This window comes from Gammaproteobacteria bacterium, from assembly GCA_016195665.1.
In the GTDB taxonomy this organism is placed as follows: domain Bacteria; phylum Pseudomonadota; class Gammaproteobacteria; order SURF-13; family SURF-13; genus JACPZD01.
In genome coordinates, this window is record JACPZD010000010.1 from 1 (window position 1) to 19290 (window position 19290).

The following is a 19290-nucleotide window of genomic DNA, read 5'->3' on the forward strand; positions in this document are numbered from 1 at the left end:
CTCTAAGGAAACTCTGAAAAATATATCGCCAACCGCCAAGGCGCCAAGGTCACCAAGAAAAAAGGCTTGAATTTGTAAAGAAAAGTCTTGGCGTTCTTGGCGTCTTGGCGGTTCAACATGCATAAATCAGAGCTTCCCTAAAGTATCTGTCCGTGCTGCCGCCATAGTCAGCAGAGATTATTTCACATTAAGGAGCGTGCAATGGCTGGGGTGATGGAGGGTGTAAATCAACGTACCCGACTGGTGGGGCATAACCGTTTGGAATTGTTACTATTCCGTCTTGGAGGCAAACAGCGGTTCGGTATCAACGTTTTCAAGATTCAGGAGGTGATGCAGTGTCCACCGCTCACCCATATCCCTAAGTCGCACCCGGTGATTCGAGGCGTGGCCCATATTCGCGGCAAGACCATTGCCGTGATGGATCTGGGCCTGGGCATAGGCAGACCGCTGCTCGCGATCGAATCCGGTTGCTTTCTCATTGTGACAGAATATAACCGCTCCACTCAAGGGTTCCTGGTGAGCGGGGTAGACCGCATTATCAATGTAAACTGGGAGAGCATACTGCCGCCGCCCGCCGGTACCGGCTCCAGCAGTTACATGACTGCCGTGACCCACATGGACGACGAGCTGGTCGAAATCATAGATGTCGAGAAGGTGCTATCTGAAGTCAGTCCTTCTGCCGGTGTTGTCTCTCACGAGATCCGTGACAGCGGAATACCGGAACAAATGGCTTTGCAGCACGTACTGGTGGTGGATGATTCCAGTGTGGCGCGCAATCAGATTACCAATACCCTCAGCCAGCTCGGCATCCAGTCCACGGTGGCGCGTGATGGCCGCGAGGGGCTCAATATACTCAAGGGCTGGGCCGCTGACGGAAAGCCGCTCAAAGAGCGTGTCACTATGGTCATTACCGACGTGGAGATGCCTGAGATGGATGGTTACACCTTCACAGCCGAGATCAAGAAAGACCCGCGGCTCAAGGATCTTTATGTACTCATGCATACCTCTCTGAGCGGGGTGTTTAATAATGCGATGGTGGAGAAGGTCGGAGCCGACAAGTTCGTAGCCAAGTTTAAGCCTGATGAAATGGCTCAGGCGGTGCTGGAGAGAGTGAAGGGGCAGGCTATACTGCAGGCTGCCTAACCGCCGGGCGGCTAAAAGATTGAAGCTGGACCCAGACCCTTCGCGGGGCTGGGTGCCAGCCGGGTCGCACCCAGCCGGCGAAATCGTAGTATGATGGGGCGTTCAGCTATAAGTTCTATAATGCCTCAGATTAACAAGCCTATCACCGCTGCCGACTACGAAGACTTTAAGGTATTCCTTGAGCAGGCGTGCGGAATTTTACTCGGTGACAACAAACATTATTTGGTAAGCAGCCGCCTGAACCGGCTGATGTCCGAGTTCGCCATCCCGAATCTGGGCGAACTGGTCAAACGGCTCAAGGCCAAGCCGAATACTGCGCTGCAACACCGGGTGGTGGATGCGATGACCACCAATGAGACGTTGTGGTTTCGTGACGTTTCCCCCTTCGAGCTGCTCAAACAGGCGGTGTTGCCCGAGATTTCCCAACAGCGCGGCCGGCCGTTGCGGATCTGGTCGGCGGCATGTTCCTCCGGCCAGGAGCCCTATAGCATCAGTATCGCCATCCAGGAGTATCTGCAATCCAAGCCGGGCAGTCTGCCCAAGGGCGTGCAGATTGTCGCGACGGATATCTCTCCGTCCATGCTGAAGGAAGCCGAGGAGGCGGTCTACGACAAGGTCAGCCTGGCCCGCGGGATCACCGCCGAGCGCAGACAGCGCTTTTTTAGCCCCAAAGGCGACAAGTGGGTGGTCAGGCCCGAGGTCAAGTCCTCCGTCACGATCAAGGAACTCAACTTGTTGAACAGTTACAGCGTGTTGGGCAAGTTTGATGTGATCTTTTGCCGCAATGTGCTGATCTATTTTTCCACCGCCTTGAAGAGCGACATCCTGACGCGCCTCGCAGTTGCGATGCATCCGCAGGGCTATCTATTCCTCGGCGCCTCGGAATCCATCGCCAATTACAGCGACGCCTTCGAAATGGTGCGCCATCCGGGCGGGGTGATGTACCGGCTCAAGAAAGCAGCACGCTGACCGGTTTTGCTCCTCTCCTTGCCGCTCCATGGCCGGATTTTGCCGTCTTGGAGTAGGTAACCCTCCGACTTTCTCTACTATCACCTTGTTCCTGCATGTAATTTTCGTTATGGCATAGGCATTGCTTTATTTCCCACCGAATACCTAAAGTTGAGGTGGGATATGCCGATGAATATCGATTCTGCACTGGGGCTACACGCCGACGCACTGATGCTGCGTGGCCGGCGCGCCGAGGTGCTGGCGAATAATCTCGCCAATGCAGACACCCCTCACTATAAGGCGCGCGATTTTGACTTTAAGTCCGCGCTCGCGCAGGCCCAAGGGCAATCACCCGTCAGTAGCGTGCGCCTGGTAACCACTCAGTCCGGCCACATCGCGGCCAACGCGGGCGCCGGCCGTCCGGACGCCGAATTGCAGTATCGCATTCCCAATCAGCCAACGCTCGACGGAAATACCGTAGATACCCAGATCGAGCAGGCCGAGTTTACCCAAAACGCCATTCAATATCAGACCAGTCTTACCTTTTTGAGCGGCAAGATCAGAGGATTGCTGTCCGCAATCCGGGGAGACTAGCCATGTCATTATTTAATATCTTCGATATCGCCGGTTCCAGCCTCAGTGCGCAGTCGCTGCGGCTCAATACCACGGCCAGCAATATGGCCAACGCCGACACGGTGAGCAGCACGCCGCAACAGGCGTACCGCGCGCGCCAGCCGGTATTCGCCGCAGTGATGGATGCGCTGGGCGGAGACGGGCAAGAAACCAGAGTGGCCGTGAAGGTGCTGGGGATTGTGGAAAGTCAGGCCCCGGTGCGCAGCCAGTATGAACCGAACAATCCGCTCGCCGATGCGCAGGGCTATACCTATATGTCCAACGTCAATCCCATCGAAGAGATGGCCAACATGATGTCGGCCTCGCGCTCCTATCAGAGCAATCTCGAGGTCATCAACACCAGTAAACAACTTATGTTGCGCACCCTGGCGATGGGTCAATAGGAGGAAAGATGAACACCATAACAGCAACCAACCCGTATGACAGTTTGGGCCTGGGGCTCAGCAAATCTCCCGTGAAGGACAAGTCCAAGCTCGGACAAGCCGACTTTCTGGAGCTGATGACGGCGCAGTTGAAACATCAGGACCCGACCAAGCCTCTCAGTAACAGCGAATTTCTCGGCCAGATTGCGCAATTCAGCACCGTGAGCGGCATACAGGAATTACAAGGTTCATTCGGGCAGTTGGCCAGCGCGATGCAATCAAACCAGATTCTACAAGCCTCAAGCTTGGTGGGCCGTTCGGTGCTTGCGCCGAGTGGGCAAGGTGTGTTGCCGAAGGAGGGCGGTCTTAACGGCGCTGTGGATTTGGCATCCAGCACCAGCAAGCTCACTGTCGGTATTTTTAATTCAAAGGGAGAGCTGGTCCGCACTTTGGAGCTGGGCCCGCAACCCGAGGGGCAGGCGCGCTTTAGCTGGGACGGCCTCACCGATAGCGGTGAGCAAGCCGTGCCGGGAACGTATTTCATCAAGACCGAGGCCATTGTGGAAGGTAAAAACCAGGCCGTGGACACCTATGTCAGCGCCAAGGTAGAGAGCGTCAGTGTCGCGAAAAACGGGTTGAGCCTGAATCTCGGCGGTGCAGGCCCTGTCGAACTCAGCAAGATCAAACAGATTTTATAGTCTCAGAAAGAGGAGAATCGTCATGCCATTTCGTATTGCATTAAGCGGATTGAACGCCGCCACTTCCGATCTCAACGTGATCGGTAACAACATCGCCAACAACGCCACGACCGGATTCAAGGGATCGCGGGCGGAGTTTGGAGACATCTATGCCGCAAGCAGCCTGGGCGCTTCGAGCAACGCCATCGGCAGCGGCGTACGTCTGCAGAAGGTAGGTCAACAATTCTCACAAGGCACCGTCAATTTCACCAACAACAATCTGGATCTCGCCATCAACGGTTCGGGTTTTTTCCGTCTCAACGATAACGGCACCACGGTCTATTCACGGGCCGGTGCATTCGGTGTGGATAAAGACGGTTTTGTGGTGAACAGCACCGGCCAGCGGCTTACAGCCTTCCAGGCGACGTCTACCGGCGCAATTACAGGTGCGCGCGGCGATCTCAAGTTGTCCACGGCTAATATACCGCCCAAGGTGTCCGGCACGATCACGGTCGGCGTCAATCTGAATGCCGCTGCGGCGGTGCCTACGGTAGCCTTCTCTACCGCCGGACCTGCCGCGCCTGATCCTGCAAGCTATAACAATTCGACTTCACTTACGGTGTACGATTCACTGGGCGCGCCGCATCTCGCGACACTCTATTTTGTTAAAGAGAGTGCAGCCAATTCTTGGACGGTTTATAGCCAGCTGGACAACATTTTCCCAGCCCAAGGTACGGCTAATAATTTAGTCTTCTCACCCACCGGTGCGCTGACTACGCCTGGTACCCCCGGCAACATTGTACTCACGCCCATCACTATCCCGCCGCCGAGTGGCGCTAACCCGTTGACCCTGACGTTTAACTACACGAACACCACCCAATTGGGCAATGCCTTTGGCGTCAACTCGCTGACACAGAACGGTTATGCCAACGGCCGTTTGAGCGGCCTCAGCATAGATAATAGCGGCGTGGTGTCCGCGCGTTACACCAACGGTCAGTCCAGCAGCCTGGGGCAGGTGATTCTGACTAACTTCGCCAATCCGCAAGGTTTACAGCAGTTGGGTAACACGAGCTGGGCCGAGACCTTCACCTCCGGCGCCGCGCTGGACGGCGCGCCGGGAACGGGCAGCCTCGGCGCGATCCAATCGGGCGCGTTGGAGGGCTCCAACGTGGATCTCACCGAACAGCTCGTGAACATGATAACCGCGCAGCGAAATTTCCAGGCCAACGCCCAGGTGATTTCGGCGGCGGATACCGTGACGCAGGCAATTATTAATATCCGTTAAGGGTTATGAGCTAGGAGATCACCTGAATGAATCAGGCGCTTTACACAGTGATGTCGGCCGCCGACAAAACAATGGCGGCTCAGGCGGTCAGCAGTCACAATCTCGCCAACGCCAGCACCAACGGTTTTCGCGCCGATTTGCTCAATGCGGAGAGCCTCGCGCTGTCCGGTACCGACCCGTTGAGCCGGCCCGGTATCAAAGGGCGGACGGTGGATTTTACCCCCGGGGCTCTGGTCAATACCGGCCGTGACCTGGACGTTGCCATTCAAGGCGACGGCTGGATTGCGGTGCAGGCCCGCGACGGCAGCGAGGCCTACACGCGCGCCGGCGATTTGCACGTCAACACCAGCGGGGTGCTGGAGAACGCGAACGGTTATATGGTTATGGGGAACGGAGGGCCGATTACGCTGCCGCCTGCTGAGAAGCTGGAGATTGGCGTTGACGGCACGATTTCAATACGGCCGCTCGGGCAAACCGCTGCAACGCTGGCGGTAGTGGACAGGCTTAAATTGGTAAATCCGGATGTCGGTACTTTGGTGAAAGGTCCGGATGGATTGCTGCGCACCCGAGATGGCAAAGATGCAGCACCGGATGCCAAAGTGCGGGTGAGTTCGGGGAGCCTCGAGTCAAGCAACGTGAATGCGGTGGAGGAGATGGTGAGGATGATCAGTCTCGCCCGCCAGTTTGAGATGCAGATAAAAATGATGGCTACGGCGCAACAAGACGATACCGCTACGGCACAAATCATGCGGTTAACATAACGGCAGATAGAGGTAATAAGTAACGAGATAAAAGGAATGGTTTTGTAGGTCGGAGCGGGTGCATCGGACCCGACAATTTTAAGCAGTGAATGGAAAATAAAATGAGGAACGCAATATGAATCCAGCCTTATGGGTCGCCAAGACCGGCCTCGATGCACAGCAGATGCGCCTGGCGGTGGTTTCCAATAACCTCGCCAACGTCAACACCACGGGCTTTAAGCGCTCGCGTGCGGTGTTCGAGGATTTGCTGTATCAAAATGTGCGGCAAGTGGGCGCGCAGTCTTCGCAAAATACGCAATTGCCTTCAGGGTTGTCGCTGGGTACAGGCGTGCGCCCGGTGGCGACGGAAAAGCTGTTCACGCAGGGCAATCTGGTGCAGACCAGTAACCCGCTCGATATGGCCATTCAGGGGCGCGGATTTTTTCAGGTCACCACGCCTGACGGCTCGCTGGCCTACACCCGCGACGGTTCGTTCCAAGTAGACGCGCAAGGTCAGATGGTGACCTCCAATGGTTATGTCCTGCAACCCGCGATCACCGTCCCGCAGAACACGATCAGCGTCACCGTGGGTTCGGATGGCGTGGTCTCGGCGCTGGTCGCGGGCAGCACTGCGCCTACCCAGATCGGCAATCTGCAATTGGCGGATTTTATCAACCCCACCGGACTGCAACCGATGGGTGAAAATCTCTATCGTGAATCCACAGCGAGCGGTTCACCGCAGACGGGCAACCCGGGATTGACGGGGCTCGGCACTCTGGTGCAGGGGTCGGTGGAGAGCTCCAATGTAAACGTTGTGGAAGAGCTGGTGAACATGATCGAGACACAGCGCGCCTATGAGATGAATTCCAAGGCGATCGCAACAGCCGATCAGATGTTGCAGTACGTGAATAATAATTTGTAGGGCCGACACATTCGGCCGATTTGTGCGAATGAATTCGCACCTACGACGTAGCGAGGATAGATGATGCGAAATGCAATCAAATTAGCAGCGACCTGCCTGTGTCTGACCATGCTGGGTGGTTGCGCTACGACCACGGCGGTGCGTGACCCGGCCTATGCCCCGGTGCGCCCTGCCGAGCGGGACGCCGCGCAGGCGGCTGCGCCCGCCGCCTCGGCTCAAGGTTCGATCTATCGGGCGGGTCATGAAATCTCGCTGTTTGAGGATCAACGGGCGCGGCGGGTGGGTGACATTCTCACGATCCGTTTGGTGGAAAAGACAGACGCCAACAAAAAGGCCAAGACCAATACCAAAAAGAAAGACGATGTATCCATTGCCAATCCGACGCTGTTCGGCAAGTCTCCCTCTTTTGATTTGCTCACCTCGCATGACAACAATTTGGGCTTTGGACTCAATTCCAATCAGGACTTCAGTGGTGAGGGCGATAGTGCGCAGAGTAACAGTCTGACCGGCAGTGTCACCGTCTCCGTGGTCGAGGTACTGGCCAACGGTTACCTGGTGGTGCGCGGCGAGAAGCTGCTCACGATCAATCAGGGTGACGAACATATTCAAGTAGCCGGCATCGTGCGCCCGGCGGATATCCGCGCCGATAACACCGTGCTGTCCACTCAGGTTGCCGACGCGCAAATCACCTATGCCGGCAAGGGACAGGTAGCCGATTCAAATGCGGCGGGTTGGCTGGCGCGCTTCTTCCTGAGCGCGTTGTGGCCGTTCTAACAGGATCATTTCCTTATCCCCTCTCCCCCCCGGGAGAGGCCAGGGTGAGGGAAAACAGAGAAAAGTGGCAAGAGAAAAGGAGTTGCATCATGCTTAAATCAGTGTTCAAGAACGTCTTGCTGCGAAGCAGAGAAAGAACCATTCATGTTGTCATCTTTTCCCTTTTCCCTTTACTCTTTTCCCTGCCGTCAAACGCCGAACGCATCAAGGATCTCGCCACGGTGGCGGGGGTACGTTCCAATCAATTGGTCGGCTACGGTCTGGTGGTGGGGCTCAACGGCACCGGTGATCAGACCAGTCAGACACCGTTTACGGTGCAGAGCTTAAAAAGCATGTTGTCGCAGTTCGGCGTCAGCATCCCGCCGAACATCAATCCGCAGCTCAAGAACGTCGCGGCGGTGTCGCTGCATGCCGACATGCCACCCTTTGCAAAGCCGGGGCAGAAGATTGACATCACGGTCTCATCCATCGGTAACGCCAAAAGCCTGCGCGGCGGCAGCCTGCTGATGTCGCCGTTGCGCGGCGCCGACGGCAATGTCTACGCGATTGCGCAGGGCAATCTGGTGGTCGGCGGATTCGGTGCCGAAAGCGACGACGGTTCCAAGATCACCGTGAACGTGCCGAGCGCCGGCCGCATCCCCAACGGCGCGACCGTGGAGCGCAGTGTGCCGAACTCGTTTGACAATGGTGACGTGCTGACACTCAATCTGCATACCGCCGACTTTACGACGGCGAATCACCTGGCCAGCGCCATCAACAAGGCGCTCGGCAATGGTGTTGCGGAGGCGGTGGACGGCGCCTCGATCACGGTCAACGCACCCGCGGAGCAATCTCATCGCGTGAGTTTTGTATCGCTGCTGGAGAATCTCACGCTGGAACCGGGCGATGCGCCGGCCAGGGTCATTATCAATTCCCGTACCGGCACCGTGGTGATTGGACAACATGTGACGGTTACGCCTGCCGCGGTGGCGCACGGTAGTTTGACGGTGACCATTGCATCGAAGCCCATCGTCAGCCAGCCCGCGCCCCTCTCCGGTGGACAGACCGTGGTGGTGCCGAACGCCGACATCGAGGCTAAACAAGAAAGCAACCGCATGTTCTTGTTCAATCCGGGCGTATCGCTGGATCAGATTGTGCGCGCCGTCAACCAGGTGGGCGCCGCGCCGGGTGATCTGGTGGCGATTCTTGAGGCGCTGAAAGAGGCAGGTGCTTTGCGTGCTGAGCTAATAGTAATTTAATGAGCTTTATCTGATGAACACCACGCCAGCCGATACCGGTGTCTACACCGATCTTCAAGGTCTGACCCGCCTCAAGGCGGCGGCGCGCGGTAATTCTCCCGAGGCCGAGCGTACCGTCGCCAAACAATTTGAGGCGCTGTTTATTCAGATGATGCTGAAAAGCATGCGCGAGGCGAGCATGGGCGATGAACTGTTCGGCAGCGATCAGGTGAATACCTATCGTGATATGTTCGACCAACAGCTCTCGCTGAGCCTAGCCAATGGCAGCGGGATAGGTCTGGCAAATACCATGCTGCAACAGTTGGGAGGCCGTGGCGCGCCGCAAAGCTCCGATACGGATACTCTCAAGACAGAAAACGTTCTCGCGGCAAGACGCTTCAGCGGCACGGCGACGCCACTTTCACAGCCCGCTGCACCGGAACCCCGGACCAGTTTTGTCGGGCCGAAGCAGCAAGATATCGGACCGCTGTTCCCCTTGTCGCACGATGCGACGACCAATCCGGCGGCCAATCTCGATACGCCGGAGAGCTTCATCCAGGCGCTGTGGCCGCACGCTGAAAAGGCCGCGCAGAATTTGGGCGTGCAGCCGGAGGTGTTGCTGGCGCAGGCGGCGCTGGAAACCGGCTGGGGTCAGTCGGTGATCGGTATGGCGGGCGCCAGCAGTCACAATCTCTTCAACATCAAGGCGGACCCGAGTTGGGATGGACGGCGCGTCAGCGTGCCCACGCTGGAATACATGAACGGCATAGCGGTCAAGCGGAACGACGCCTTCCGAGCCTATGACTCGTATGCGGCAAGCTTCGATGACTATGTGACCTTCTTGCGTGAAAACCCGCGCTATGGATCGGCACTGCGACAGGCGGCCGATCCTCAGGCATTTTTGCAGAGTTTGCAGAAGGCAGGCTATGCGACCGATCCGCGCTATGCACAGAAGATCGCCAGCATCCTGCACAGCGACACGATGAGCGGGGCGGTCGATAAATTAAAGATCCCGGCACAGCCGCCGATAACACTGTTAAACGGCAGGCCCTAAGCTATGAATGTATCCATAATGTATTTAGCGTGGATCGGCGAGGACTAGGCCATGGCGGATTTGTTAAATATAGGCGTGTCGGGCCTGCTGGCCTTTCAGCGCAATCTGGCCACCACCAGTAACAACATCTCCAACGTGAATACGCCGGGTTATAGCCGGCAGCGTGTCGAGCTCGGCACCCGCCAGCCCCAGTTTTCCGGGGCAGGATACGTCGGCAACGGTGTGCAGGTGTCCGGTATACAGCGGGTCTACGATAGTTTTCTCACGTCACAGATACGCACCAGCACCTCCACCAACAGTCAACTGCAGAGTTTATACAGCTATGCAAGCCAGGTGGATAATCTGCTCGCCGACTCGCAATCCGGCCTGTCGCCCGCCCTGCAGGATTTCTTCGGGGCGGTGCAAGGCGTGGCGGACGACCCTGCCTCTACGCCGGCGCGTCAGGTATTGTTGAGCAACGCCGCAGGTTTGACGGATCGCTTCCAATATCTGAACCAGCGCCTGGTGGATTTACGCAACGGTGTCAATACTCAGCTTCAGACGACCACTACTGAGATCAATAGCCTGGCGCAGGGCATCGCCAATGTTAACAAGGGCATCGCGGATGCCTTGGGCTCAGGGGGCGGGGCGGCGCCTAATGACTTGTTGGATAAGCGGGATACCTTGATCGCACAGCTTGCCGAGCGGGTGGCTGTGACGACCATCCCGCAGGACGATGGAGCGGTGAATGTGTTTATCGGCAACGGTCAGAGTCTCGTGGTGGGCACGGCCAGTAACACGCTGGTTACATCATCCAACGCCTACGACCCCGCCCGGCTGGAAGTCGCGTTCAAGACCGGGACGACGACCGTTATCATTTCGGACAGTCTGACCGGCGGGACGCTGGGCGGTGCATTACAGTTTCGCAACCAGGTGCTGGACAGCGCCCAGAACAGCCTGGGCCGGTTGGCCACCGGCCTCGTCAACACCTTCAATGCCCAACATTTGGAGGGGCAGGATTTGAACGGCGCGCCGGGCGCGGCGTTTTTCAAGGCAGGCCCCGTTCAGGTGCTGGCGCGCTCCTCCAACGGCGGCAGCGGCGTGGTGAGCGCCGCTATCGCCGATGCGAATGCGCTGACCAGCAGCGACTACCGCCTGCAGAATAATGCAGGGACGTATACCGTCACGCGCCTCTCCGACAACACCGTGACCACACTGGCGGGTTTCCCCGGCGCACCGGCGACGGTGGATGGCGTGACCATCAGCCTCAGCTCCGGTGTTATCAATTCCGGCGACAGCTTTTTGATTCAGCCCACCCGCAACGGGGCGCGTGATATAAGCGTCGCGATCAGCGACCCCCGCAAGATCGCCGTCGCCGCACCGATCCGCACCGGTAAGCCGCTCAGCAACCTCGGCAGCGCAAAGGTCTCCGCGGGAGAGGTGTTGAACAGCGCCAATCCCGCCTTGCTGAATACCGTCACCATTACCTTTAATAATCCGCCGACGACCTTTGCCGTCACCGGTGTCGCGCCCAATCCCTCGCCGGTTGCTTATACCAGCGGCGCGAACATCGCCTATAACGGATGGCAGATTCAGATCACCGGCACACCGCAAGCGGGCGACACCTTTACCCTTCAACAGAATACCAACGGTGTGAGCGACAACCGTAATGCCTTGCTGTTAGGCGGGCTGCAGACGCAGTTGACCCTGGCGGGGAGCAGCGCGAGCTATCAGGATCTTTACGGGCAAGTGGTCGCACAGGTGGGTTCCACCACTCATCAGGCCGACATCAGCCGCCAGGCGCAAGAGAGCCTGTTGGGGCAAGTGACCGCGGCGCGCGATGCCGTGTCGGGCGTCAACCTGGACGAGGAGGCCGCCGATCTGGTGCGCTTCCAGCAGGCCTACCAGGCCGCCGCGCAAGTCATCAGCAGTTCCAATAGTCTATTTGACGCGTTGCTTAACGCAGTCAGGAGGTAAGATCATGCGCATCTCCAGTACACAAATGAACCAGCAAGGGATTAGCGCGATCCTCGAACAGCAGGCGCAACTCAGCAAGACGCAGTTGCAACTCTCCACCGGGCGGCGCGTAGTCACGCCGGCGGATGACCCGGCCGCTTCCGCCCAGGCGCTCGGACTGACCCAGGCCGTGACCGGCACGCAGCAGTATCAAACCAATATTGATGTGGCACAGGGGCGCTTAAGCCTTGAAGAAGGCGTCCTGGGCGGCGCAGGTGACCTGCTACAGAATGTGCGGGTATTGGCGCTGCAGGCGAACAACGCCACCCTGAGCAACAGTGACCGTACCGCGATAGCCAACGAGGTACGTCAACGGCTCGATGAGCTGCTGGCGCTCGCCAACAGCAGAGACGCCGGCGGCGAGTACCTGTTCGCCGGTTACAAAGGCCAGACTCAGCCCTTCAGTCAGAACAGCAGCGGCGGCTTTATCTACAACGGCGATCAAGGTCAGCGCTATCTACAGATCGGCCCGACGCGACAGATCGCCGTAAGCGACTCGGGGACGGACGTGTTTCAGGCCATCCGTAACGGTAACGGCGCCTTCACGACCCAGGACAATGCAGCCAATACCGGCAGCGGCATCATTAACACCGGAACGGTGGTGAATCCGGCCGCCTATCAGGCGCACAACTTTACCATCACCTTTACCTCGGCCACCACGTTCGATGTCGTGAATAACACCACCTCGACCACTATCCTGAGTGCGCAACCTTATACCAGCGGCGCCGCCATCAGCTTCAACGGAATTCAAACCGCGGTTACCGGTGCGCCGGCTACGGGCGATAGTTTTGCCGTTTCTCCCAGCGCGAATCAGGACATCTTTACCACCTTGCAAAATCTGGCGAACGCCCTGGCCGCCCCGGTCACCGGCGGTTCCACCGCCAGGCTCAACAACGCCGCCAACCGCAGCCTGACGGATATTGACCAGGCCTTGGGTAATATCCTGGACGTGCGCGCGAAGGTGGGGGGTAGGCTCAATGCGGTGGAGAGTCAAAAGAATATCAACGACGGCTTCGCACTTCTGGCCAAGACTAGTCTCTCCAAGCTGCAGGATCTCGACTATAGCGAGGCCGCGAGTCGCCTCAACCTGCAACTTACCGCCTTGCAGGCCGCACAGCAGGCCTTTGTAAAGGTGCAGAATCTTTCGTTGTTTAATTTCTTGCGATAGGCCGGCTTACTCTACTTTGTAGGCAACCAGCTTGTTGTCGTTCATCATGGGAATTATCAGCAACTTCTTATCCTTGATGTAGGTAAGATCGGCGCTGCCTTGGCTGAGCGTGAGCAGCACATCCGCCTCGCCGCTGGGATGGATGCGATACAACTTACCCGCCATCCAGTCGGTCACAAAATAGGCGCCGTGGCCTTCCCCTTCCACGCCATCGAGATTACCCACCGGCGCCCCGTTGCCAAGGCTGCGTATACTTTTATCTTTCAGGGAAACGGTTTTTAAGTGTCCGGGGATCTTGGTATTAAATCCATTGGTCATCACACCCCAGGAACCGACCACCAAACGATCTTTTTCCGCGTACAGGCCGTTGGGAGATTCCAGTTTGCTGTCTTTTAACCACAACTCAAAGCGTCCCCTGCTCAAGCGATAGATGGCGTCGTCCATCATGTCGGAGGCATAGACGTTGCCCGCGCGGTCAACGGCGGGATCATTCAAAAATTTTGCCTTCTCCGCCACATATTTTTTTGCAATCCGCGCCTTGTCGAGATCAATCTCCACAAACGTGTCTATGTCGGTGACATAAAGTTTGTCTTTGCTCAGGGCCAAACCCTTGGGGGCATTTAGCCCTTTAATCCATTCCAGATCGAGCAGCTTGCCGTCGGGCGAGAGACGCGAGATAAAGCCGTTACCGTCTTTTTCCGATGGCGCACCATTAACATTAGAGACGTACAGTACATCGCGCTTGGCGTCGTAGATCACCGACTCGGGATTCTTGAGGCCGGTCAACTCCCAAACCTTGGTAAGCAATTCAGCCTGTGCGGCAGAGGGGGCAACGGCTACACAAAAAAATAAGTAACAACCATAGCAGGCTGTTGAAAAACAGCCTGCGTGCGGCCCACGGATGGGCCGCCATTTTTCAAACACGCTGTAGGTGTTTGAAAAATGGAGCAAAGCGAAAATCACATTTTTCGCTTTGCGGGTTGAAAAAGCCCATGGAAGGGCTTTTTCAACAACCTGATAGAGCCGTAAACGTGTGTCTTTCATAATGATCTCCAATGTCAGGCGGATAGGGTTAGCTTGTCTCTTCAACTTCATCGAGAGATTCGATGTTGCGCTTAAAGGCCCATGCCAGCAACGGCGCCGATAAATAGGCAATATACACCTTGCCGGCCGAGCCGACCACGGTCTCGGCCCCGAACCACGTTGCGAAGATGGAAAGTGTTGCCAGGCCGTAACCGAAGTTGCGCCCGGCCAGGAGATAATCCGCCTCGTTTTTGATACCCCGTGAGACGAGTATCCCCACCAGGAGTTGGGCGAAGATGTATACGAAGACGCCTATGAGTACCGTGTTCATGAATCCGGAGGGGCTGATCTTGCTTAATAACATGGACTTTAAGTTTAGCCTAAAAATCATGCACAATGCGAGGCATAGACCATCCGCCATTACTGAGTTAGCCCTATGACCACCACCCAAGAACTGAACTACGAAGGCGTGGAGCGTTTGCCTTTGCGCGCCTTCACCGAGAAGGCCTACCTCGATTATTCGATGTATGTCATTCTCGACCGCGCCTTGCCGCATATCGCCGACGGCCTCAAGCCGGTGCAGCGGCGCATCATCTATGCCATGTCCGAACTGGGGCTTGCCGCTACCGCCAAGCACAAAAAATCCGCGCGTACAGTGGGCGACGTGCTCGGCAAGTTTCATCCGCACGGCGATGTCGCCTGTTACGAGGCGATGGTGTTGATGGGTCAGCCGTTTTCCTACCGTTATCCGCTGATAGACGGGCAGGGCAACTGGGGTTCGCCGGACGATCCGCATTCGTTCGCCGCGATGCGCTATACCGAGGCGCGGCTGGGGCGTTTCGCCGAGGTGTTGCTGGCCGATGCGGGGCAGGGCACGGTGGACTGGATTCCCAATTTCGACGGCACGCTGGAGGAACCCAGGCTGTTACCGGCGCGCCTGCCGCATGTATTGTTGAATGGCACCACCGGCATTGCGGTGGGCATGGCGACCGACATCCCGCCGCATAACGCGCGTGAGGTGACGAGCGCTTGCATCAGACTCCTGGAAGATCCGAAGGCGACGGTCAAGCAACTTTGCGAACACGTGCGTGGCCCGGATTTTCCTACCGAGGCCGAGATCATCACCGCCCCTGCCGAACTCGCGCGCCTGTACGAGACCGGCTTGGGCTCTGTGCGCATGCGCGCCCGTTATGAAAGTGAGGGCGGAGAAATCATTATCACCGCGCTGCCCTACCAGACCTCCGGCGCCAAGCTGCTGGCGCAGATCGCCGCGCAGATGCAGGCGAAAAAACTGCCGATGGTGGAGGATCTGCGCGACGAATCGGACCATGAGAATCCCACCCGGCTGGTGATCGTGCCACGCTCCAATCGCGTCGACGTGGAGGAGTTGATGGCGCATTTATTCGCCACCACCGATCTCGAACGCAGCTATCGCGTGAACATGAACATGATCGGCCTGGATGGACGCCCGCGGGTGAAGAATCTGCGCGATATCCTGGCCGAGTGGCTGGAGTTTCGCACCGAAACCGTGCGCCGCCGTTTGCAGTACCGTCTCGACAAGGTGCTGGCGCGCCTGCATATCCTGGATGGTTTGCTGATCGCCTATCTCAATCTCGACGAGGTGATCGCCATCATCCGCCGCGAAGACCAACCCAAGCCCGTGCTGATGAAACGCTTCAAACTCAGCGATACGCAGGCCGAGGCGATACTGGACCTGAAGCTGCGTCACCTGGCCAAGCTGGAAGAAATGAAGATCAGGGGCGAGCAGGGCGAGCTGGGAGAGGAGCGTGAGGAATTGGAAAAGACGCTGGGTTCCAAACAACGGCTCAAGACCTTGATCCGCAAGGAGCTCATCGAGGATGCAAAAATCTATGGCGACGAACGCCGTTCGCCGCTGGTCGAGCGCGCCGCCGCCCAGGCCATGGACGAGACCGAACTCATTCCCACCGAACCGGTGACCGTGGTGCTGTCGGAAAAGGGCTGGGTGCGCGCCGCGAAGGGCCATGATATGGATCCCCTCGCGCTCGGCTACAAGGCCGGCGACAGCTTCAAGGCCGAGGCCAAGGGGCGCAGCAATCAGCTCGTCGTATTCATGGACTCCACCGGGCGCAGCTACTCGCTGCCCGCGCACACGCTGCCTTCGGCGCGCGGTCAGGGTGAACCGCTCACGGGTCGCCTACAGCCGCCCGAAGGCGCGAATTTTACCAGCGTGACGATGGGCAATCCGGATGATCTGTGCTTGGTGAGCAGCGACGCCGGCTACGGCTTTGTCGCGCGGCTGGAGGATTTATACGCCAAGAACAAGGCGGGTAAGGCGGTGCTTAATGTGCCTGAGAACGCGCGGGTATTGCCACTGGCAACGGTCGTAAATTACGAGAACGATTATGTCGCGGCGGTCACTCTGGAGGGACATTTGTTGATTCATCCGCTGCGCGAATTGCCAAAACTCGCCAAGGGCAAGGGGGTAAAAATGATCGGCATCCCTTCGGCGCGGTTTACCAGCCGTGAGGAATATGTGGTGGCCGTGGCGGCCCTTGCCCCGGATCAGAGCCTGGTGGTGTATTCAGGACAGCGGCATCTCACCCTCAAACCCGCCGATCTCGCCCACTACCAAGGGGAGCGCGGCCGGCGTGGCCTAAAGTTACCGCGGGGGTTTCAGCGGGTGGACAGACTCGGTGTGGAGCAATAAAACGGTGTCGGGTATTAAAAAATAGGCTGGGGTAAGCCAGCCTGTTAAAATACACGGGTCGGAGAGAAATGACCCTATTAAGGATATCGGCCCTGAGGATCGTATCTTGAGGGGCTGATCATTGAACTTAGTCCAGATCGCCCTCATCTAACTCACCGGAATCAACATTTTGGGAGTCAGCAATGAAACGCATATTCTTGTTCGTAGTGACCAACCTGGCCGTACTGCTGGTGCTGAGCATCGTGTTGCGCCTGCTCGGCGTGGATACCGCCCTCGAACGGCAGGGCGGGGGCCTGAACATAAACGGGCTATTGATCTTCGCCGCCGTCATAGGCATGGGCGGGTCATTTATCTCGCTGGCCATGTCCAAGTGGAGCGCGAAACGCATGACGGGCGCGCGGATCATCGAGCAGCCGGGTAATCCCACCGAGCGCTGGCTGGTGGAGACGGTCAGGCGCCAAGCCCAGAAAGCCGGGATCGGCATGCCCGAAGTCGCCGTCTACGACGCCCCCGAACCCAACGCCTTCGCCACCGGCATGAACCGCAACAACGCCCTGGTTGCGGTGAGCACCGGACTGTTGAACGCCATGAGCCAGGACGAGGTCGAGGCGGTGCTTGGGCATGAGATCACCCACGTGGCGAATGGCGACATGGTGACGCTGGCCCTGATCCAGGGCGTCGTCAACACCTTTGTCATCTTCCTGTCGCGCGTGGTGGGCTACGTGGTTGACCGCGTGGTGCTCAAGAATGAACGTGGCCACGGCGTGGGTTTCTTCGTCACAACGATGGTGGCTCAACTGGTGTTGGGGATACTGGCCTCGATGATCGTCATGTGGTTCAGCCGTCAACGTGAATTCCGCGCCGATGCGGGCAGCGCGCGTCTCGAAGGGCCCAACAAGATGGTCGCCGCACTGGAGCGGCTCAAGCAGTCGCATGAGGCTCCGTTGCCGGACCAGCTTGCCGCGTTCGGCATCTCCGGCGGCATCGGCCACGGATTGAAGCGCCTGTTCATGTCGCACCCGCCTCTGGAAGAGCGCATCGCGGCGCTGCAAAGCGGCCAGTGGCGGGGATAAAAGAATCAGATTGGATTTTCTGGAATTAACCGCAGAGTACGCGGAGGAATATAATCAGAAGGGGTTTGTATCTGCTCCGCGGACTCAGCGGTGAATTTTTCATTTCAAGCAGAAGGGGTGATACGTGTCCTTGATTCGTCCATTCACCGGACTACGTCCGGTGCCGGAGCGCGCGGCGGATGTCGCGGCCCCGCCTTATGATGTGCTCAATACCGAAGAGGCGCGGCAGCGGGCCGCAGGCAAGCCCTGGAGCTTCCTGCACATCTCCAAGCCCGAGATAGACCTCCCCGCCGGCACCGATCCCTATGCCCCGGTGGTGTACGCCAAGGCCGTGGAGAATCTCCACAAGATGGAAAAGGAAGGCATCCTGTGGCGCGATGCCAAACCTTACTACTATCTCTACCGCTTGCAGATGGGCGAACATGTGCAGACCGGCCTCGTGGCGGCGGCCTCGGTCGCGGCCTATGATGCGGAACGCATCCGCCGCCATGAATTCACCCGCCCCGACAAAGAGGACGACCGCGTGCGCCAGATCGCGGCGCTCAATGCCCAGACCGGTCCGGTGTTCCTCACCTATCGTCATAGCCCCGTGATTGATGCCCTGGCCGGGCGCGTCGCAAGCGATGCACCGGAGTATGATTTCAGCGCCGATGACGGCGTGCGTCATGCCCTTTGGGTGGTGCGCGACGAGGTGCTTATAAGGCAACTGGGCGAAGCCTTCGAGAATGTCGAGCGGCTCTATGTCGCCGACGGGCATCATCGCTGCGCGGCGGCCTCCCGCGTGGCCGCGAGCAGACGCGCCGCTGACGTACATGGATGTGCTAATGTCGCGGGAGGCAGGGCGCCGGGAGCGACCAATCCTGACCATACGGGCGAAGAATCTTACAACTATTTTCTTTCCGTGATCTTTCCCGACAATCAAATGCAGATCATGGACTACAATCGCGTCGTGCGCGATCTCAACGGCCTGTCGCGCGAACAGTTTCTTGAGCGGGTAGGACAAGCGTTCAGCATTGACAAGAGTGCGCACGCTGTGAAACCCGCGGGTATGGGAGAGTTTGGCATGTACCTGCCGGGCCAATGGTATCGCTTGCGCATCCGGCCGCAATTCATTCCGGCCAACAATCCTGTGGCCCAACTCGATGTGAGCCTGCTCGCCAATCATCTGATCGCGCCGATACTCGGTATCACCGACGCTCGGCGTGACAAGCGGATAGATTTTGTAGGTGGTATTCGAGGTTTGCAGGAATTAGAGCGGCGCGTGAATTCCGGTGAAATGGCGGTGGCCATTGCGCTGTTTCCGACCGGCATGGATCAACTCATGGCGGTGGCGGATACCGGCGAAGTCATGCCGCCCAAGTCTACCTGGTTCGAGCCGAAGCTCGCCGATGGCTTGGTGTCGCATGTGTTGGATTGAAGCAGATACAAGGCTACCGCTTAAGGAACTAGCGGACGCCTTTGCGGTAGCTCACGTGGGCACCATCAGCCATGCGTTGACGCAGGTGCGGCATCTATTGGAGGAAGATATAAGATTGGCGAAGCAGTTGGAGCAGGTGAGGCGAGAGGTATGGTAGTCATACAATGAAC

General features: G+C 57.9%; 18 protein-coding genes. 16 read left to right on the forward strand and 2 right to left on the reverse strand.

What is annotated here, in order from left to right:
• Positions 1 to 201: 201 nt before the first annotated feature.
• The 13 genes from HY028_03675 to flgL all read left to right on the forward strand — a co-directional run bounded on the left by HY028_03675 (position 202) and on the right by flgL (position 12918).
• Positions 202 to 1143, forward strand: coding sequence for a chemotaxis protein CheV (locus tag HY028_03675; protein ID MBI3343954.1), 942 nt, complete (start codon positions 202 to 204; stop codon positions 1141 to 1143).
• 120 nt (positions 1144 to 1263) lie between these two features.
• Positions 1264 to 2112, forward strand: coding sequence for a protein-glutamate O-methyltransferase CheR (locus HY028_03680; protein MBI3343955.1), 849 nt, complete (start codon positions 1264 to 1266; stop codon positions 2110 to 2112).
• Between the two features lie 162 nt (positions 2113 to 2274).
• Positions 2275 to 2685 (forward strand): flagellar basal body rod protein FlgB, encoded by a 411-nt coding sequence (flgB, locus tag HY028_03685; GenBank protein ID MBI3343956.1) that lies wholly within the window; start codon positions 2275 to 2277, stop codon positions 2683 to 2685.
• Positions 2686 to 2687: 2 nt separating this feature from the next.
• Positions 2688 to 3107 carry a flagellar basal body rod protein FlgC gene (flgC, locus tag HY028_03690; protein MBI3343957.1) on the forward strand — a complete coding sequence of 140 codons (420 nt, stop codon included), beginning with the start codon at positions 2688 to 2690 and terminating at the stop codon, positions 3105 to 3107.
• An 8-nt stretch (positions 3108 to 3115) separates the two neighbouring features.
• Positions 3116 to 3784, forward strand: coding sequence for a flagellar hook assembly protein FlgD (locus HY028_03695; GenBank protein ID MBI3343958.1), 669 nt, complete (start codon positions 3116 to 3118; stop codon positions 3782 to 3784).
• Positions 3785 to 3806: 22 nt separating this feature from the next.
• Positions 3807 to 5048: a flagellar hook protein FlgE gene (gene flgE, locus HY028_03700; GenBank protein MBI3343959.1), complete on the forward strand. Its 1242-nt coding sequence runs from the start codon at positions 3807 to 3809 to the stop codon at positions 5046 to 5048.
• A 26-nt stretch (positions 5049 to 5074) separates the two neighbouring features.
• Entirely contained in the window at positions 5075 to 5809 is a 735-nt protein-coding gene (gene flgF / locus HY028_03705) for a flagellar basal-body rod protein FlgF (protein MBI3343960.1), read from the forward strand.
• Between the two features lie 115 nt (positions 5810 to 5924).
• Positions 5925 to 6710, forward strand: a complete 786-nt coding sequence (gene flgG / locus HY028_03710) for a flagellar basal-body rod protein FlgG (protein MBI3343961.1) — start codon at positions 5925 to 5927, stop codon at positions 6708 to 6710.
• 63 nt (positions 6711 to 6773) lie between these two features.
• On the forward strand, positions 6774 to 7484 hold the full coding sequence (gene flgH, locus HY028_03715) for a flagellar basal body L-ring protein FlgH (GenBank protein ID MBI3343962.1): 711 nt from the start codon (positions 6774 to 6776) through the stop codon (positions 7482 to 7484).
• 89 nt (positions 7485 to 7573) lie between these two features.
• A complete protein-coding gene (locus HY028_03720) occupies positions 7574 to 8722 on the forward strand; it encodes a flagellar basal body P-ring protein FlgI (GenBank protein MBI3343963.1) in 1149 nt (382 codons plus the stop codon).
• 13 nt (positions 8723 to 8735) lie between these two features.
• Positions 8736 to 9755, forward strand: coding sequence for a flagellar assembly peptidoglycan hydrolase FlgJ (gene flgJ / locus HY028_03725; protein ID MBI3343964.1), 1020 nt, complete (start codon positions 8736 to 8738; stop codon positions 9753 to 9755).
• Between the two features lie 51 nt (positions 9756 to 9806).
• A complete protein-coding gene (gene flgK / locus HY028_03730; GenBank protein MBI3343965.1) occupies positions 9807 to 11711 on the forward strand; it encodes a flagellar hook-associated protein FlgK in 1905 nt (634 codons plus the stop codon).
• A gap of 4 nt (positions 11712 to 11715) precedes the next feature.
• Complete coding sequence (gene flgL, locus HY028_03735; GenBank protein MBI3343966.1) at positions 11716 to 12918, forward strand: flagellar hook-associated protein FlgL; 1203 nt, start codon at positions 11716 to 11718, stop codon at positions 12916 to 12918.
• A gap of 6 nt (positions 12919 to 12924) precedes the next feature.
• Here flgL and HY028_03740 read toward each other — a convergent pair whose 3' ends face one another.
• Positions 12925 to 13725 carry an SMP-30/gluconolactonase/LRE family protein gene (locus HY028_03740; GenBank protein MBI3343967.1) on the reverse strand — a complete coding sequence of 267 codons (801 nt, stop codon included), beginning with the start codon at positions 13723 to 13725 and terminating at the stop codon, positions 12925 to 12927.
• A 265-nt stretch (positions 13726 to 13990) separates the two neighbouring features.
• Positions 13991 to 14272 carry a hypothetical protein gene (locus HY028_03745; GenBank protein ID MBI3343968.1) on the reverse strand — a complete coding sequence of 94 codons (282 nt, stop codon included), beginning with the start codon at positions 14270 to 14272 and terminating at the stop codon, positions 13991 to 13993.
• Positions 14273 to 14377: 105 nt separating this feature from the next.
• On the opposite strand from HY028_03745, the gene parC reads away from it, so the two are divergent.
• From parC to HY028_03760, 3 genes are all read left to right on the forward strand, one after another.
• A complete protein-coding gene (gene parC / locus HY028_03750; GenBank protein ID MBI3343969.1) occupies positions 14378 to 16630 on the forward strand; it encodes a DNA topoisomerase IV subunit A in 2253 nt (750 codons plus the stop codon).
• 182 nt (positions 16631 to 16812) lie between these two features.
• On the forward strand, positions 16813 to 17703 hold the full coding sequence (htpX, locus tag HY028_03755; protein ID MBI3343970.1) for a protease HtpX: 891 nt from the start codon (positions 16813 to 16815) through the stop codon (positions 17701 to 17703).
• Positions 17704 to 17827: 124 nt separating this feature from the next.
• Entirely contained in the window at positions 17828 to 19120 is a 1293-nt protein-coding gene (locus tag HY028_03760) for a DUF1015 domain-containing protein (protein MBI3343971.1), read from the forward strand.
• The last annotated feature ends 170 nt before the right edge of the window (positions 19121 to 19290 follow it).